Source organism: Exiguobacterium sp. s191, from assembly GCF_018618955.1.
Taxonomy (GTDB): domain Bacteria; phylum Bacillota; class Bacilli; order Exiguobacteriales; family Exiguobacteriaceae; genus Exiguobacterium_A; species Exiguobacterium_A abrahamii.
The window spans coordinates 971,579-988,135 of record NZ_JACSNC010000001.1; the positions used below are offsets into that span (position 1 = coordinate 971,579).

Consider the following 16,557-nt stretch of genomic DNA (forward strand, 5'->3'; position numbering starts at 1 on the left):
TGCAACGACTTTTTAGAAAAAGGAATACAGTCCGTGTTCGTAATAATCAAATTCTCGTTTAGTCAATCGCTCGAAACGATAGCCTTCATAAAAGGCATCGAGGGCTCGCGGATCATCGATGATTGGACTGATCGCAAGAGCGATGTCATACCGCCGATCGCCCGGTCTTATCGCTCCGACATCAATGAACGACAGCGTTCCGTCCGTCGCGACCAACATATTGTCCGTCGTACAGTCGCCATGAATCCAACTAGCGGCAATCGGATTCGGCCGGATAGATTTCAATCGTTTCAGTAAATCCAACGTACCGGACGTCCAAGCAGATGCGACATAACGTTCCGCTGTCATAAGTCGTGCCGTTAACCACTCCTGTGACGTTCCCCCTGTCATGCGTTGATGAAACTGGAAAAGATACGTTCCGAACGCTTGCCACAGCTGAATCCGTTGCTCGCTTGTCGCCTGTCTTAAGGCTGTCGTCAACGTCATCCCGTCTCGCCACTGCATCAAGAGATGGCTTTGCTGTTCCGTCTTAAAAAAACCAACGTACTCAGGTAGGAACCCTGGTTCTCGTTGCATCCATTCTTCTAAGACGATTGCTTCTTCTGCGAGCCATTCTTGGTATCTCGCTTCCGTAGCAGTCTTTAGTAAGTAACTCCCTTTCTTTGCTTCAATCCGGTACACAATCGAAGTTCCCCCTTGCTCACCGAGTTGTTCGATGTACTCGATATCCCCCGTCAGTTGTTCGATCCGTACACGTGTCGCTTCCGTCATACCGTATATCCCGTGAACGGCACTGGCGTCGACAGTCGAATCCAGGTCGATGGTTTGCCGTAGACCGATGCGTCATCAAGAAAATGTTCCAGTGTTGTAACGGACGCCGTTTGCAACTTGACCATGAAGTTATAGCTACCGGTCAGACGGTGACACTCGACGACTTCTGGATGTCCTTTACAAAATTCAATCAAGCCTGCGCAGCGTGTCTCTTCGAACATGACGACCGCGAGTAACCCTTGCGCGAGTGCTTCCGGATTTATGACAGCGCGGAATCCTTCGATGATCCCTGAGTCCTCCATTTTTCGGACCCGTTCGATGACGGCAGGTGCCGATAACCCGATCTGTCGTCCGAGTTCCGACCATGGAATCCGGGCATCGTCTTGCAGAATCCGGATAATCTGTTGATCAATTTGGTCCATTTTTCATCTCCCTTTCGAATTAAAACCACTTTCTTCAAATTAACACGGAATCAAAGGAAAATATAGCCTTTTCCTATGTTCTCCTACTGTGCTCCTCAAAATGCTTTTCTTATACTAATTACAGGAGGTGATACATATGGAATCAACCTGTGTCCGGTGTCAAGAAACGATTGAAACGACGGTCTATCAGTGCTCGCACGCTTGTACGTTTTGCGAACCGTGTACGAAAACGCTCGATCATATTTGCCAAAACTGCGGGGAGATGCTTGAACCCGTCACGCCAGTCGCGACATAAAAAGACGGATGCCTCGGCACCCGTCTTTTGTCTATTTAGATCGTCTCTTGTGATTGCCGCTCGGCTAAGCGCCCTTTTGCTTGTTCTTGATGCGGCTTGATCGCCGACTCCCCGAGTGCTTTCGCTAGACCTCGGGTTGGAAGATTGACATACATCGACTCATAATTGCTGACTTCGAACGTTTCATGGAAGATCCCGACCGCTTCTGATGTCCGTGCCTTCTGATTGAATCGTTTCCACGCCGTCAAATGACGAGAACCATGGGCATATGCCATCAATTCTTCCGTCGAACGCCAATACTGAATCAACGTCACGGAACGCCAACCGACAAGTGACTCATGCGAAATCAGACCGACATCGTTTTCATAACACTCTTGTAGCATCGGTCCCATCGCTTGGACCGTCGGTAACCACTGCCGGACAGAACGTAGGCGATTGATCCGTAAACCGATGATGAACACGACGACGTCTTTGTTCGGAGTCGCAATGATCCGTTTCATGTCAATTTCCTCCTTCAAGGGTCTCAAGGGAAGCGTCGCACCAGTCGAGTAACGCCCGTGTCTTCCGAATGCCATAATCAAGCGTCAATAACCAATAGACGGCATCATTCGAGTCAGGATAAGAACGAATCATCGCATCGATCGCTTGATACGTCTCAAGCCGTTCTTCGAGCAATCGAGCGTGCTCCTGAATTTTCTGCAACGTGACCTCTTTTGAAGCATGTCGAGCGAAGTACAGCTTCAACAACAGGTCGTTCCGTTGCACGGGCAATTCGACGGACGGTTCAGCGACCCACCGCTCGAGCTCCGCATGCCCGTTTTTCGTCAGGGCGAATTGTTTCCGTTCCCCATCCGCGACCTCTTCAACGATCAATCCTTCCGCCTCTAACCGTTTCAGTGTCGGATAGACTTGTCCGAAGCTGATTTTCCAAAAGTGATTCAAGCTCGTGTCGATCGTATGTTTCATCTCATAACCAGACGTACATCCACTTGCAAGAAGTCCGAGAATCGCATAACGGGTCATGTTTTCTTTAGGCATCGGTCCCTCCTATATCTAAAAGATACTATCTTTTAGATATAGTTCCCGTTCATTCAAATGCCAAACAAGAAATTCACTAAATGAAGCAGGAATTCTCGTTTTAAATCCGAATTCTTGTTCACATACTTAATTAAAAGGAGTTCTCACATGACATACGCTAAAGCTTCTATCTTCTTTAGTTTGCTCGGTCTACTCATCGCCTATATGATTTTCCCACCGCTCAACTGGTCGTTCGGACCGAACTCGATGCTTACGATTCCGATCGGACTTGTCATTTATCTGTTCGGAATCGGACTCGGGATCGTCGCCTTCAAACGACGCGAACCGGGAATCCTCAAATACGTCAGTCTCGCCTGTGCCGTTCCGCTTGGCGTGTTACTACTGCTCTTTCTCGGTTTCATCTTCAGCGGGCAGATTTAATCATTTTACAATAGTTGTTCATGAGACGTTTTCCCGTTTGCATCGAATGTCAGCTGATGGATTGCTGGACTCCCCATCGCGCCCAGCCACTCATTTGCCGGTCGTTCAGTGTAGTGTTCGAGCACTAACGCCAACACGAGACCATGCGTCGCGACGACCACTCGGTGGTACGGGTGGGTTTTAAGTAGCTGATCGATGGCTACTAGAGCACGATTGCGTGCTATTTGATTCGACTCTCCACCTTTTTGCGCGTAATCGTCATTTTGGAATGATCGCTTCAACAGTTCTTCTAGCCGTTTAGGTGATAAACGTTCGTCTGTTTCCTGAAAACACCGTTCCTGAAACGCTGCCTCGTAGATCGGCAAACCTCGTTGCTCAGCAAGCGGGCGAACGGAGTCCATCGCTCGTTGCATCGGACTCGAATAAATGGCGTCAATCGGCAGCGCTTGAAAGAACGCTACGAGTTCTTGCGCTTGTTCCTGACCTGCATCTGTTAATCCCCGCCCTCGATCACTGCCTGTTTTGATCGATTCGCAATGGCGAACGAAATAGATCGTCCTCATCGCAACTGGACCCAAGTTCCTTCAGAAATTACATCTACGTTCGAACCGATGACACGGATCGCTGTCGCGTCGTCGATTGCGTAAGCTGGATTCGTTAATATCTCAGCCCAAGACTTGGCAGCTTGTAAGTGATTGTCCGGTAACTGCGGATGATCGAGATGCGGGAAGATTGAAAAATCAACGAGACCTAATGTTGCGTCCGATTGCTCCGGCGTCTTGTTCCACCCAACGAAATCTGTTCCAATTCGTGGCGTAAGCACCATGCTACCGGCACTCATCCCGACATAGACCCCTGTCAAATTCGGTAACATGCGATCAAAACCCGATTCGACGAACCAATGATGTAGAAAGAGTGGATCCCCACCATTAACGAGGATGACATCCGCTTGTTCGACCGCTGGTTGCCAAATTGCTGGATCAATTACCGAGACCGCTGATAATTCCAACAGACCGACTGACTTCCATCCTAAATCAACCATCGGTGCCTCATCTTTTCCTTGAATGAAGTTTGTAGCAAGCTCCAATCCTTTGGATAACGCATATGAAGCTGTCGTGATCGCGATGGCATGGCATTCCTCAATCGGTTTTCCGAGCATCTCGCGTAACGCGTTGTGAATCGATGGATTTTGTATCCCACCAGACGTTAATAAATAGTCCATCATGATACCTCCTGTCCTTTGCTTCAGTTTACAATATTTGTACGTTTCTGGTATCCTTACTTTTATTCCCACTAGAATAGGAGGAATCATATGTCTTTCGATTTAATGACGTTACCTGAAACGACGTTACACTATCGTCTGATTCTCGGAACTTCCAATCAACCGACGTTTATCTTTGAAAATGGATATGGACAAGATCTTTCAACTTGGCAACCAATCATGGATCAAGTTGAAGGACTTGGAACGATCTTGATATATGACCGTACGAACATCGGTGGCAGTATGCCCTATGATTCCGAGACTAGTCGACAGAGCGTGAATCGCCTTCGCCGTTTGATTCATACTTTATCTCTCAAACCACCATTCATTCTTGTTGGTCATTCCTATGGCGGCACGTTAGTTCGACAATTTGCATCGCAATATCCAAATGAAATAAATGGGCTATTGCTCATTGATGCAACACCAGAGTCCTATATTCAACGCTTCTTACCCGTTATGCCAAACACGTTCCAATCCATTTACAAAAAACAATTCACGCTCGAATGTACATACGAAGATTTTAAAGAGAGTATTGAAGCGACGAACGTCGATGTCCTCTACCCATTTCCACTCATTGTTCTGTCTGCTGGTAAAAAGGATCATTATTCGCGTGAAGCGCAACTATTGTGGCACGAATTGCAACGACAAACTGCTGCACAGTCGATTCAAGGATCATTCATCGAAGTTGCCAACAGCCGGCACTTCATTCAACAGGATGCTCCCGATATTGTGATCGATGCGTTACATCGTTTGATTTCAGGTGATTCTTAAACTCTTTTCAAAGGAACTATTTCCCATTTACATACGTATAACTAATGTAAGCTTGATTCGACACACTGAATGGAGGCACATATGTATTCGATTCCTAGCTACTTCACACTCTACTTAAAAATCATGCTGACGGATAAGATTCCGGTCTTTTGGTCGTTGATCTTCCCATTGATTCTCGCCTTTGTCTTCGGGTCACGACTCGACTTCACCGAGAGCAGTTTCCTCTCGTTCCTCGCGCTTTTTTGGGGCTATATCTTACTTTCGATTTACGTGAATGGCATCGGTCTCCAGCTTGCCCGGATGCGGGAGCATGGTTTGATGAAAACGTATACCATGATTTCCGGTAGTAAGATCGGTTGTATTCTCGCACTCGTACTCGTTCAGCTCGTGTTCGCAACCGTTAGTTTAACGGTCTTTACGACGATCCTGATGCTCGTGTTCGGCTTCTTCTCACCTTTGACGTTGTTACTTGCATATCTCGTCTTGTTGCTCAGCATCCCGCTTGCTTTTGCAAGCATCGCCTTGACGATGCTTCCGGCAAAGATTTCGAGTATGTCGACATTGATCAACATCGTCATGTATCCCCTGTTCTTGTTCGCAAGTAGCCAACCGGATCGTTGGTACAGTTACTTGAATCCTTTTTATGTCATGAAAACACTCGGTCTCGCCGTCTCCGAGCACGTTACGGGAGCATCGTTACTTATCTTGACCGTCGTACTCGTCGTTTATTTATTACTTGGTCTATTCTCTGTCAAACGCTTTAATCTCATGTCATTGCTGACCCGATAGGAGGATTCAGATGCACGTCCAACACATACGATTTAACTATCCGAAATCACCTGACCTGTTACACGATGTCTCCTTTTCACTCATTCCCGGAAAATTGAACGTCTTGATCGGGATGAACGGTGCCGGGAAAACGACACTGTTTGATTGCATGACTGGTGCTTTACCGATCACGTCCGGTGAGCTTGATTTACCCGATATCTCGGACATTCTTTATTTGACGCAATTCATCTATTACTCGGACGAACTAAAGGGCAAGGATGTCGCTGTCTTCGTCGGCCGGCTCGCCCGTTTGAAAGCATATCGCAAGCAAGAGACGTATACGCGTCACCTGAAACAGCCACGAGAGCTCGATCTATTCGCTCACCTTTGGGAGATGAAAATCGGTAAGATGTCCGCTGGCGAAAAGAAATGGTTGTTCGTGACTCTGTTGACGACAGTACCACGTTCGCTCTACATCTTTGACGAGCCGACGAGCGGGGTCGATCCGGCAACACGGCTTCATATCATGCGACGCTTCGAGCAGATGACAGCAAACGGTCAAACGTGCCTCTTCTCGACGCATCAATTACACGATCTATTGCATACCGATGCCCATGTCATCTTCCTTCATCACGGTCGTATTTTGTACGAAGGCGACTTCAAGGATTGGTTGAACCGATTCGAGACGACCGATCCGGACGTCGCGTTCGTTCAGATGTTGGAGTTAGCAGGTTGATGGATTCTAAAAAAACCGTCCAGTATACTCGTATTTCCTAAGTGGAACACAAGTATACTGAACGGTTTTTATAATATGTTCATTTTTTCGACTCCGCATATGACTTGAACCGATCAAGGATCGCCTGCCAACCCGCTTGTTGCATCTCAGGCGGGTTGATTGTTTCGGCATCAAACGATTCGACGACTTCGGTCTGTTCTCCGTTCCGGGAGAAGTCGATCGTCACCTGGCGACCATCTTCGAGGACATACGCAATGCGTTCGTAAGGAACGATTGTCTCGTATGTACCCGTGAAATCAAACCCCATGCTACCATCTTTTGCTTCCATTCGATTCGTGAATTGACCACCGACCGTCAAATCATTCGTTGACGCCGTCGTGTGCCAATCGTCAGACGCTGCGTTCCAGCGTTTGATGTCTTCCGGTGCGTTCCAGATCTCCCACACGGTCTCGACCGGACGATCAATCACGGCTTGAATCGTTAGTTTCGTCATCTTTCTTCCTCCTTACTAATTTGAAGTTCCCTCCTTTTTTCGAGAATACCTAGACAAATTCCTTGTTTTTATCGATTAATTCAGAGGTGATTTTGAACGCTTTGTTTTCCATACCACAAACAATAGAATCGCCGGAACGAGACAGATGATTGCATCGGTAACGGTCGGCAGTCGTAACGCCGGACTGGTTAAAAACCGAACGCCTTCCACCGTCCAAATCGTTAACATACAGGTGGTCAACGCTGCAAGCCGCCAGCGTCTCGGAATCCGGACCCAGTAAGCGAGGAGTCGCTCCGATAACTTCATCTTCCTTCCACCTTTCGGACCGCTTTCAGAAAGCTTTGTTCCGTTTTATAGGAGGCGTCGCGCCACATGAAACGTTTTGTATGCTGGAACGTATTTTTTTCAAACTGATTTCCCGAACTCGTCTTGAAGTAATGGGCGACACTTAACGAACCATCGAATGTGTTTTTGATGATCGTGTTGTCATGGACATCATGCTGGACGAGCAATTGACCACCCTCGAGTCCTTTCGTATCATTCCCGATCAGCTGATTTTGCTCGATCCGGACACGTTTTGTACCGCCTCGCTTCGTGTCATACCCACCGATCGCAATTCCGGTGTAGACGTTTTGCCGTACATCATTCTGGCGCACGATGACATCTTCTGCGTATCGTTCGGCATGTTCACTCGTCACTTCAATCCCGATGTCACTCGCTTCGACGAGATTCTTCTCAATCGTCAAATTCTTCCCACCATCGACATAGATACCGGCTGCATTGTATTCCTTCCCGTAAGCAGGATTGCCGTAGCTCGACGTCCGGTAAACACGATTTTCCGACACGACGCCCTCACGGACGTAGTCGTCTTTCTTCGACTGAGCGATTCCTTCGTGTCCGATCAAATCAATGCCGATGTTGTCGTTATCCCGTAAAACGTTCTTCGTCACACGGAAATGTTTGACGTTTCCGTTTAAGACGAGGGCTTCACTGAAACCGAGACGATTCTGCTCGACTCGGTTACCGGTAATCGTCAGTTGACGAATCGCTCCCGTTCCGTAGACGGCGATGCCGTGTGCATTCCCATCTTTCGCGAGCGTCTTAATCTGGCGAACCGTATTGTTCTTCAACGTGATGTTAGATCCTGATCCCGTGACCAAAATGCCGATCGGTGTCGCATCCGACCGTTTCGACTGAACGGCTTCGATCGTCAGTCCTTGGATTGTCACATATTTTCGATTTTTCACCTGAACGATCGGTAAGGTTGCGTCCCGATCTTTGATTTTTTTCCCGCTTAACGTGACCTGCTCGTCTTGATAGTTTCGGAAGGTGATCGGGCGTTCTTTCGTTCCGTTCTGTCTAACGTTCAGCTTCTCGTGATACGTTCCTTTTCGCAAGTAGACCGTCGTACCCGCAGTCGCTTTTTGTGTCGCCTGTCGAATCGTTTTAAACGGATGCTTCAACGTGCCAGTATTTTTATCACTGCCGTTCGGTGCGACGTATAACGATTTTGCCGTCGATTCGACCTCTTCACTTGTCGAGGCACAACCGACGAGCAGGACGGTTGCTAATAACCATTTGCCTTTCATGATTTCCTCCTTTATTTAGCAAGAACATTGTTGGTATAATCTAGGTAACATTTCTAATTTTTTGAATATTTCAATTTCATCTCGATTCACTATGACTATGGAAAAGAGGATCACGTCATGAAATACGCGCTTTTATTCACCCTTCCCTTCTTGCTTGCTGGTTGCACAACGGAAGCAACCGTCCTTCCAAAAGAAACCGTCAAGATCAAGAAGTCTTCCTTTTCGATCACACCTTCTACCACGAAGGACGAGTCGCAGCAACAGCGGACATTTTTCTTAACTGGTACACTCGATCGCCCGCTCCAGCTCAAGGCGGTCCAATTTGACGATACAGAATCACCAGAGGTGCTGATCGACAAATCGATTCCTGCCGGTACATATGATCGCACGCCGTTCCAGTTGACGTATGATTTGAACCTACTTAACGATTCGCATGCCTTCACCTATTCGCTTGATGCGAAGAATGGTATTCCTGAGACGAAAACGGCCTATACCTTACCTCAAAACGTCCAGACTGACAGCGGTCAATTCAATGATCAAAAACAGACGAATGCTTCATTCTATCCCTTACTCCTCAAACGCTATACGACAGGAGAATCGATCATCGGTCGCTCAATCGACACGTTATCCTCTCCTCACCTAAAGGTCAGAAAACAAGAAGGCGCAATTTTGATCTATTTGACGAAATCACGATAAGGAGAACGGCGGACCGAGAAAAGTCCGCCGTTTTTTTAGTCCGCTATGACATGCGACATGTCAGCTTCTAATCGAATCACGGCTTCCCCATCCCTGTATTCAATGATCGTCAAACTCGTTCCATGAATGAACGGCGGATCCCATAATGTCGCGAACGGCTTTCGTTGAAGATATGTCAGCAAGATGTTAAGGAAGATGCCGTGGGTGACGATTAAGATGTTTTCGTCTTCTTCATGGTCTGCCAGTCGTTCCAAAAACGATAGAATGCGCTCCCGGACCGCGTCAAAGGATTCTCCACTCTCCGGTATGTACGTATGCGGCGTTTGCCAAAATGCAGCATGAGCAAGCGGGTGTGCGACTTCAATTTCCGCCGCCGTCCGCCCTTCCCATGCCCCCATGTGCATTTCACGCAATCGATCGTCGATAGTGACCGGAATCGCTGGATCGAGATCCATCATTCGAACTGTTTCTCGGACGCGACCAATCGGACTGATGTAGAGATGATCCAGATGAATTTCACGTAAGCGGTGACCAAGGTCCCGCGCATTTTGCCTGCCCTTTGCTGTCAGAGGAGAGTCTTCCCAGCCTTGCATTCGTTTTTCTAAGTTCCATTCCGTCTCGCCATGACGCGTAATGTAAAGTGTTGGCATCTGTTCCATCCTTTCGATTTCTAGTTTCTTTCAAAAGTGTATCAAACTCTGGCTGCTTTTTCCTGCAACTAGAGAAAACGAATCCAGAAGAGAAATTCACCAATCCGTTCGGTATGATGAAGATAGACCTAAAGGAGGAATTCGATGAATCGCCAAGAGATGATTGACCTTGCCAAACAAATCCGCTCGGATGAGGAACGTCCTCAAGTCACACCTCCTCATCCACCGCAAGCGACCACGACTACGCTACACGTGCCGACTTCAGTCGGAGATGTCCGAGTGTTGTGCCACTCACCGATTGATGCAGCAGAACCGCTACCTGGATTCATCAGTTTCCATGGTGGCGGCTTCATCACCGGAACGCCAGAGATGGACGAACCATGGAATCTGTTTCTCGCTGAGACCGCCAACTGTCATGTTCTCAATGTCGAGTATCCGTTAGCGCCGGAGCATCCGTTTCCTGTTCCGGTTCATGTCGCCTATGAGGTCGTTCAGTGGATTTTCCAACATGCTGATACGCTACGCCTTGATGCTTCACGTATCGCCATCGGAGGGCATAGTGCCGGTGGCAATCTTGCGACTGCCGTATCGTTATGGAACGCTGAGCAGACAGATCCTGTGCCGCTCATCGCTCAAATTCTGGACTACTCTCCGCTTGATCTCGCGACGGATCCCGCGGATAAACCATTCTTCGAGGAAGCGATCCCCGCTGAACAGGCACGGCAGTTCAATGCGATGTACATCGCTCGTACGGAAGACGCGTATCATCACCTCGCTTCGCCACTCTATGCGGCTCAACTCGATGCGTTACCACAGACGCTCGTCCTGACGGCGGAGCACGACTCGCTGGCGCAGGAGGCGCGGCAGTATGCGAAACGTCTTCAGGCGGCAGGTGTCGCTGTTGAACACCAGGAATTTGCTGGTCAAGCTCATGCCTTTACACACCATGGTGACTTGGACGCGGCACTTCAGGCTTGGTACCGTATCGCGGATTACCTCAAGTCCGTTTATCGTTCGTAAGTATAGGGGGGAGTTGACTCAAAAGTCGGTTTCCCCAAAGATAAGGGGGGGCAGAATGATGATTTGCCACCCTTATCGTGTAAATAAAGAATGACGCGTTTCACGCCACTCCTACAGGAAAAAGCGCATTGTTGCGCTGTCAGAGACAAACAAGACCCGCTTACCTGCTTGAATAAGGCAGGTAGGCTGGCTTGTGTCTCGCCTGAGGAAAGGGCGTGAAAAGACACGTCATTCTTTTTTAAATCAGCCTCTTTGTCTATTCGGTCTGGTCAAATGTCTACTCGGTGAGAAGCGCGTCAATCGGGCTGTCTGGTGATTTCTGAATCAATCGCATGGTTGTCTCTTCCGGTCGATCACTGACGATCCACATCACGTCCGTTCCGTTTTGGTAGGCAAGATTGAGCTGTTTCCCTTGCTTTTGAACGTGTACCTTCAATCCGTTAACGGTACGTATCCTTTTTCCAAATCGTGCCGGAATCTGCTCACTTTTCAGTCGTGTCTCAATCACCGTGTAATGATGATTCGTGACAATTTTCGTCGTCATTTTTTTCTTGTCTCCTTCCCACGCTAGGCTCCCTTCGATCGACTCGCCTTTCGTCGATTGATCCCGAATGAGATCCATCGAACTGCTTAACATCCAGTTCGACTTCTTTTCATAAATCATCAGCGAATCGAATCGTCCTTCGATCACGCTTGCTAGCAGTAAGTTATAGTCACAGAATCGCGCGTCCACTCGGAAATCGTCTTGCTTTAACGTATAGGTGGACTTGTCACTCAAGTCATATTTAAACTGATGCTCGGCCGTCTCTACAGCAGTCGGATAGGACCCACTGTCAAACAGACTTGTACCATCAACGTGAATCTTTTCCTTCACTTCGATATTCTTTTCCGCCGCGCACCCGCTGATACAGAGGAGTCCCATTAGTATGAGCGGTATCGTTTTTTTATAACTGATTCGTTTCATCGCATACGCTCCTTCTTGTTTCATTTACATATTTGTAGACCTGGATCGTCTTGCCATCCTTTTTCGATCACACGTCGCCGGAAAATTAAATGACGCTCGGTACCGGTTTGAAAAGATGGTGTCGGGCGAATAATTCGATCCGTAAAGTCATCTGCTCCATATGGAAGGTAAAGTTCAAAATCTGGTCGTCTCGTCACGCCAATTGCCGTGACGGTCTCCGGGAACTGCGCGATTGCATCTTGTGCTGATGTGTATGGAGGCAAATCGTTGACTGCGTGCATGCGTGCTTGATTCTTGACCGACCACGGTAAATCAAGCCATTCACACAATTGTCGCTCATGTCTTTTTTCCGTCGCTTCTGAAATATCCGATGGATCAAAATAGACGATATCGATGTCCGACTGTGCGTTTAAGTCGGTTCCCCAAACCTTCGAACGTAAGACACCGGCACAGATCCACCAATCCGGCAAATCAAGTCGTTCTACAGTGGCCAGCATGAGTTGCACTTCCGCATCCTCTCGTAATCGCTGTTCGATGTCAGCTTGATTCATTTCGTTTTCTCCCTCCAACGCAGCATGATGCTGGTTGCTTATTTTCTATAGTTTACCTCATTTCATCAGAACGGGAATCATTTCCTGACTTTTATCCCATTTTTTGTATTATCACTTGTTTCCATTCCTTGTAAATAGTATATTTTGTATAACTATTCTGACAATTCAACGAAAAGGAGTGTTTTCATGTCACGTTTTCGTAAAACGATTCCCGTGCTTGTGACTTCTCTTGCTCTGCTTGGTGGTGTTGGTTGGTACTGGGCTTCACATCAGGATAAACCCGTCAACGTCTCATCACAAACGAAATTAGCTGGTGTTAATGAAACAACCGAAGATCATGTTCAATCGATTCAAGAATTGATGAAGCTAGGAATTGTTAAAACGTATCCTGGTGATCCGGAATTAAAAAAGAAGTCATTCCGTGCTGAAGCACTTTTAGCTTCTCCCCCAAAAGAATTACAGTTAAAAGAAAAGACGGGTTTCCGCTACGTAACCGTACCACTTGTCCTGCATGATACGACTGAGACTGTGGGAGGTTACAGCATTTATAAACCGAACTTGTTTGTTCTAAATGACGGTAAGGGCAACGAATACAAGGTGGTCGACTATGTCAACCATAATCCGAAGGCATGGCGTAACAGTCATCAGTATTACGCTCCACAACGTGCTCAACTCGATCTCGTGTATCAAGTACCAGTCAAATCGAAAACGTTCGTCTTACTCGCAGATTCCGACGCGTTCCCGAAAACACATGCGATTAAGATCGAGTTATGAACTGTCGCGCTTGCATGAATGTGTAGGCGCTTTTTACATAGTATTTTAGAAGGGACGTGGTGTGAGTGCTACGATTCATTTGGAATTCTTGGTGGCGCAACAAAGAACGATTCATCCTCTTACTCGTCGGCGTACTCGTCGTCAGTACCGGATTGAGTTACTTGATCGGCACGACGCAAGCGAACAACGGTACGGTCGTTGACGAGTTACAAAAACGCTGGAAATCTTCCTACGATATCGTCGTTCGTCCACCGAACAGTCGAAGCGTGACGGAAGACCTCAAACTACTCGAACCGAACTATATGAGTGGTCTTGACGGTGGGATCACGATGAAACAATACAAAACAATTCAAGCCATTGCAGATGTCGACGTCGCTGCTCCAATCGCGATGATTGGAAATCATGCGACAGGAGCAAACGTCGGTACGCATCGTTTTGATGATTACGGTGTCTATAAGTTGACGATCACTAACAAACAGAATACCGGATTAAACGTCGAAAAGTATTCTTCCGTCAACTATCTTGCTGCTGGGTGGACGCCGGATGAAAATGCCACTATCTCTGGTGTCTCACCTGCTGCGCTCGGTGAAGAACCTTTGCTCGAGTTCGGGAGCGATACGATGATTGCCGGAATTGACCCAAAAGCGGAAGCCCGTTTGATCGGTCTAGACGAGGCGACAGTCGCCGGCAAACATAGCCGTTATTTTGACGAACAGGACGCAGCAAACATCGTCGATCCGGAACTTGGAACGGTCGAGCTTCCCATATTGATGAACGAGCGCGAGTATGTCGACGCATCGCGAACGTATACGTATGAAAAGTTAGATCTTCCCCTCATTAATGATTCGATTCAGGAGACGATTCGAGATGTGACGAAACGGGGCGGTAAAAAATATTTAAAAACGTTAAAGACGACGGATAGTCCTGGAAAAACCTATTCCGTCACGACACAAGACGTTCAGAAAAAATTGATCCAGCAAATCATGACCGACTCCTTTCCGACATTACCCTCTGGTAACTCCGAGTGGCTGATCCTCAAACCGTCACCAATCAGTTACCAGACGATTTCGAGCCCTTTCGCTTCGCGTTGGCCTTTCAGTTATCAGGTCGAACCGAAAAAAGTCAATCCTGATTCCTTACTTGCGAAACGGACGATGTATCGTGAGGCACGGATGTTCGGAAAAACGAGTGACGATTGGCCACGGATTCGCTTGAACTATATCGGCGTCTTCAATCCGAAGAAATTGAATTTATCAAAGGATCCGTTAACCGAATTACCGATGGAAACTTACTTCCCAGCTAAAGCACAATGGGTCATGGACAAAAACGATCGACCGGTCAATCCGGTCAAGGACGTCAAGCCGACGAACGACGCCTATGATTTTTTGACGAAACCACCTTCGATGTTGACGACGCTCGATGCCGCCTTTAAGATTCGCGGTGAAAAAGCGATCTCCGTCATTCGTGTCAACGTCAAAGGTGTCGATCAGATGAATGCCGCGAGTGAGCAAAAACTCCAAGATGTCGCTCGCGAAATCGAGGATAAGACCGGTTTGATCACGGACGTCACGCTCGGTTCGTCACCGCAACTTGCATTGACTTACTTACCGGGTCTAGAAAAAAAATCGGCGCTTGGCTGGGTGCAGCAACCGTGGATTAAGCTCGGTTCTTCGATGACGATTTTCCAGGAAGCGAAAGTCGGTATGTCTGGTGTCATCGCTAGCGTCATCGCGGTCGCACTCGTCTATGTCTTTAGTTCTAACATCATCCTGCTGTACGCTCGTAAAAAAGAGTTCGCGATTCTATTATCACTCGGTTGGCGGCCACGTCAGCTCTCTAAACTGCTATTCCTTGAAGCGACGCTACTCGGTTCTCTCGTCGCACTAATCGCCTGGACGATCCTCGGTACGTTCTGGTTGACGACGGACCATCCAATCGCACTGGGTCGGATTCTTTTAATCGGACTAGCCGGTTTACTCATCTACTGGGGTGGTACACTCGTACCGATGACATTGATCCGAAGAATCAAGCCGTATGAGAGTATGCGTTCCGGGGAAGTCTCTCGTTCACGACGCTTCGTCCGCTCCCAATCGATTGTTGGTATGAGCATGAACCAACTCTTCACATACTGGCAACGAACGCTTCTTTCCATCATCGCGATTGCCTTACCAACGGGTCTGTTCATCTTCTTCCTGTTCGTGACATTCCGTCTAAAAGGAGTCTTGTATGCAACGTGGCTCGGCGAATACGTCGCTTTAGAAGTCGGCATGATGCATTATGTCGCGATGGGTGTCGCCTTATTGATTGCTATTTTGACGACGACGGAAATTCTTTGGCAAAACGTCAATGAACGTCGCAGTCAACTCGCCGTCTTAAAGGCGACAGGTTGGCAAGACACACTCATCCGCCGACTTGTCTTACTGGAAGGTTTGTTGACAGGGCTACTTGCTGGGATTGTCGGTCTTCTCTTTGCGCTAGCGATGATTTGGCAAGTCTACCGTCAATTCCCGACATCGGAACTCGGTTTCTTATCTGCAACGATTCTAATTCCGCTTGTAACTGGAATTATCGGAGCCGTCTTGCCAGCTCAACGGGCTGTCCGAATCGTTCCGAATGCAGCGATCAGTAGTGTCAGCGTCAATTCCAAAGAGACGGAGCGTCGCTTCAAACTGGCTCTCTCAACGATTGGTGCCGTGCTATTCGTCGGTGTCTTATCGCTATTCCTGTTTGGGACAAATGAATCGCCAGCTGAACAGACACCGACCGCTCAAGCACCGAAGGTCATCACGACAGGTAGCAAGATTACAGATGGTGTGACCGGATCAAAGAGAACGCTTAAGAAAACAGAAAAACAAGCTTCCGGTGTGATTGAAGAAACGATGGCGAAAGGCGTCATCAAGACGTTCCCGGGAGACCCCGTCGTCAAAGATACAAGTTTTTGGGTTGGTACGTTATTGAAGCAACCGCCTGCCTCCTTGAAATTAAAAGAAAAAGCAGGTTATCAATACATCACTGTACCGACGTTCTATCAAGATCCATTTTATCAAGAAATCGGTGAAGAAAGGTTTTACCATCCGAATCGTTTCAGTCTGACTGGAGTCAGCGGAGTCTACGAACCGATTGATTATGAAAATAAGAACGAAAAAACTTGGAAACAAGGACTGAAATACGTCGCTCCGGGCAAAGCACACGTCAATCTCGTCTATCAAGTTCCGGCAGACGAGACGGAATTCGTCCTGTTCGTCTCAGGGGATAACTTCGCGAAGACGATTTCAATCAAAATCGATTTAAAGAACGACTAAAAACAGACCGTCTTGCGCGTAGATTCCCCTATGCGC

General features: G+C 47.8%; 21 protein-coding genes. 9 read left to right on the forward strand and 12 right to left on the reverse strand.

Translation table 11 applies throughout. From position 1 onward, the window contains the following. Nucleotides 1–12: 12 nt before the first annotated feature. A complete protein-coding gene (locus tag KNQ09_RS05225; RefSeq protein WP_214857720.1) occupies nt 13–771 on the reverse strand; it encodes an aminoglycoside phosphotransferase family protein in 759 nt (252 codons plus the stop codon). Then, a complete protein-coding gene (locus tag KNQ09_RS05230) occupies nt 768–1,193 on the reverse strand; it encodes an Lrp/AsnC family transcriptional regulator (RefSeq protein WP_214857722.1) in 426 nt (141 codons plus the stop codon). Before KNQ09_RS05230 ends, KNQ09_RS05225 begins: the two co-directional genes overlap by 4 nt. Before the next feature lie 136 nt (nt 1,194–1,329). On the opposite strand from KNQ09_RS05230, the gene KNQ09_RS05235 reads away from it, so the two are divergent. Continuing rightward, on the forward strand, nt 1,330–1,488 hold the full coding sequence (locus tag KNQ09_RS05235) for a DUF1272 domain-containing protein (RefSeq protein WP_075642401.1): 159 nt from the start codon (nt 1,330–1,332) through the stop codon (nt 1,486–1,488). Between the two features lie 35 nt (nt 1,489–1,523). Here KNQ09_RS05235 and KNQ09_RS05240 read toward each other — a convergent pair whose 3' ends face one another. Next, on the reverse strand, nt 1,524–1,988 hold the full coding sequence (locus tag KNQ09_RS05240) for a DUF4188 domain-containing protein (protein ID WP_029341806.1): 465 nt from the start codon (nt 1,986–1,988) through the stop codon (nt 1,524–1,526). Between the two features lies 1 nt (nt 1,989). Then, complete coding sequence (locus tag KNQ09_RS05245) at nt 1,990–2,526, reverse strand: PadR family transcriptional regulator (protein WP_214729420.1); 537 nt, start codon at nt 2,524–2,526, stop codon at nt 1,990–1,992. A 147-nt stretch (nt 2,527–2,673) separates the two neighbouring features. Between KNQ09_RS05245 and KNQ09_RS05250 the strand changes: the two genes are divergently transcribed. After that, a complete protein-coding gene (locus KNQ09_RS05250; protein ID WP_214857724.1) occupies nt 2,674–2,946 on the forward strand; it encodes a hypothetical protein in 273 nt (90 codons plus the stop codon). A 5-nt stretch (nt 2,947–2,951) separates the two neighbouring features. On the opposite strand, the gene KNQ09_RS05255 is transcribed toward KNQ09_RS05250, so the two are convergent. Together KNQ09_RS05255 and KNQ09_RS05260 are read right to left on the reverse strand one after the other, a co-directional pair. After that, nucleotides 2,952–3,509, reverse strand: coding sequence for a histidine phosphatase family protein (locus tag KNQ09_RS05255; RefSeq protein WP_214857726.1), 558 nt, complete (start codon nt 3,507–3,509; stop codon nt 2,952–2,954). After that, on the reverse strand, nt 3,506–4,168 hold the full coding sequence (locus tag KNQ09_RS05260; protein WP_214857728.1) for a Type 1 glutamine amidotransferase-like domain-containing protein: 663 nt from the start codon (nt 4,166–4,168) through the stop codon (nt 3,506–3,508). Before KNQ09_RS05260 ends, KNQ09_RS05255 begins: the two co-directional genes overlap by 4 nt. Before the next feature lie 90 nt (nt 4,169–4,258). Between KNQ09_RS05260 and KNQ09_RS05265 the strand changes: the two genes are divergently transcribed. The 3 genes from KNQ09_RS05265 to KNQ09_RS05275 all read left to right on the forward strand — a co-directional run bounded on the left by KNQ09_RS05265 (nt 4,259) and on the right by KNQ09_RS05275 (nt 6,482). Then, nucleotides 4,259–4,978, forward strand: a complete 720-nt coding sequence (locus KNQ09_RS05265; RefSeq protein ID WP_214857730.1) for an alpha/beta fold hydrolase — start codon at nt 4,259–4,261, stop codon at nt 4,976–4,978. Nucleotides 4,979–5,059: 81 nt separating this feature from the next. Further along, on the forward strand, nt 5,060–5,767 hold the full coding sequence (locus KNQ09_RS05270; protein WP_214857732.1) for a hypothetical protein: 708 nt from the start codon (nt 5,060–5,062) through the stop codon (nt 5,765–5,767). Between the two features lie 10 nt (nt 5,768–5,777). After that, nucleotides 5,778–6,482: an AAA family ATPase gene (locus tag KNQ09_RS05275; protein ID WP_214857734.1), complete on the forward strand. Its 705-nt coding sequence runs from the start codon at nt 5,778–5,780 to the stop codon at nt 6,480–6,482. Between the two features lie 79 nt (nt 6,483–6,561). Here the strand turns inward: KNQ09_RS05275 and KNQ09_RS05280 are convergent, their stop codons facing one another. From KNQ09_RS05280 to KNQ09_RS05290, 3 genes are all read right to left on the reverse strand, one after another. Continuing rightward, on the reverse strand, nt 6,562–6,975 hold the full coding sequence (locus KNQ09_RS05280) for an SRPBCC family protein (RefSeq protein ID WP_064299794.1): 414 nt from the start codon (nt 6,973–6,975) through the stop codon (nt 6,562–6,564). A 75-nt stretch (nt 6,976–7,050) separates the two neighbouring features. After that, the gene (locus KNQ09_RS05285) at nt 7,051–7,281 is read right to left on the reverse strand and encodes a hypothetical protein (protein ID WP_214857736.1); all 231 of its coding nucleotides are present in this window, start codon (nt 7,279–7,281) and stop codon (nt 7,051–7,053) included. Further along, nucleotides 7,278–8,564, reverse strand: coding sequence for a right-handed parallel beta-helix repeat-containing protein (locus KNQ09_RS05290; protein WP_214857738.1), 1,287 nt, complete (start codon nt 8,562–8,564; stop codon nt 7,278–7,280). The genes KNQ09_RS05285 and KNQ09_RS05290 overlap by 4 nt, the downstream gene beginning before the upstream one ends. 117 nt (nt 8,565–8,681) lie before the next feature. On the opposite strand from KNQ09_RS05290, the gene KNQ09_RS05295 reads away from it, so the two are divergent. Further along, nucleotides 8,682–9,260, forward strand: coding sequence for a hypothetical protein (locus KNQ09_RS05295; protein WP_214857739.1), 579 nt, complete (start codon nt 8,682–8,684; stop codon nt 9,258–9,260). A gap of 35 nt (nt 9,261–9,295) precedes the next feature. Here KNQ09_RS05295 and KNQ09_RS05300 read toward each other — a convergent pair whose 3' ends face one another. Then, on the reverse strand, nt 9,296–9,910 hold the full coding sequence (locus tag KNQ09_RS05300; RefSeq protein ID WP_214857740.1) for a histidine phosphatase family protein: 615 nt from the start codon (nt 9,908–9,910) through the stop codon (nt 9,296–9,298). Nucleotides 9,911–10,054: 144 nt separating this feature from the next. Between KNQ09_RS05300 and KNQ09_RS05305 the strand changes: the two genes are divergently transcribed. Next, nucleotides 10,055–10,930, forward strand: a complete 876-nt coding sequence (locus KNQ09_RS05305) for an alpha/beta hydrolase (protein ID WP_214857742.1) — start codon at nt 10,055–10,057, stop codon at nt 10,928–10,930. A gap of 277 nt (nt 10,931–11,207) precedes the next feature. On the opposite strand, the gene KNQ09_RS05310 is transcribed toward KNQ09_RS05305, so the two are convergent. After that, complete coding sequence (locus KNQ09_RS05310) at nt 11,208–11,918, reverse strand: hypothetical protein (protein ID WP_214857744.1); 711 nt, start codon at nt 11,916–11,918, stop codon at nt 11,208–11,210. After that, complete coding sequence (locus KNQ09_RS05315) at nt 11,915–12,445, reverse strand: nucleotidyltransferase family protein (RefSeq protein WP_214857746.1); 531 nt, start codon at nt 12,443–12,445, stop codon at nt 11,915–11,917. The genes KNQ09_RS05310 and KNQ09_RS05315 overlap by 4 nt, the downstream gene beginning before the upstream one ends. Before the next feature lie 186 nt (nt 12,446–12,631). Between KNQ09_RS05315 and KNQ09_RS05320 the strand changes: the two genes are divergently transcribed. Together KNQ09_RS05320 and KNQ09_RS05325 are read left to right on the forward strand one after the other, a co-directional pair. Beyond that, nucleotides 12,632–13,219, forward strand: a complete 588-nt coding sequence (locus tag KNQ09_RS05320) for a hypothetical protein (protein ID WP_214857748.1) — start codon at nt 12,632–12,634, stop codon at nt 13,217–13,219. Nucleotides 13,220–13,284: 65 nt separating this feature from the next. Continuing rightward, nucleotides 13,285–16,521 carry an FtsX-like permease family protein gene (locus KNQ09_RS05325; RefSeq protein WP_214857750.1) on the forward strand — a complete coding sequence of 1,079 codons (3,237 nt, stop codon included), beginning with the start codon at nt 13,285–13,287 and terminating at the stop codon, nt 16,519–16,521. Nucleotides 16,522–16,557 lie beyond the last annotated feature (36 nt).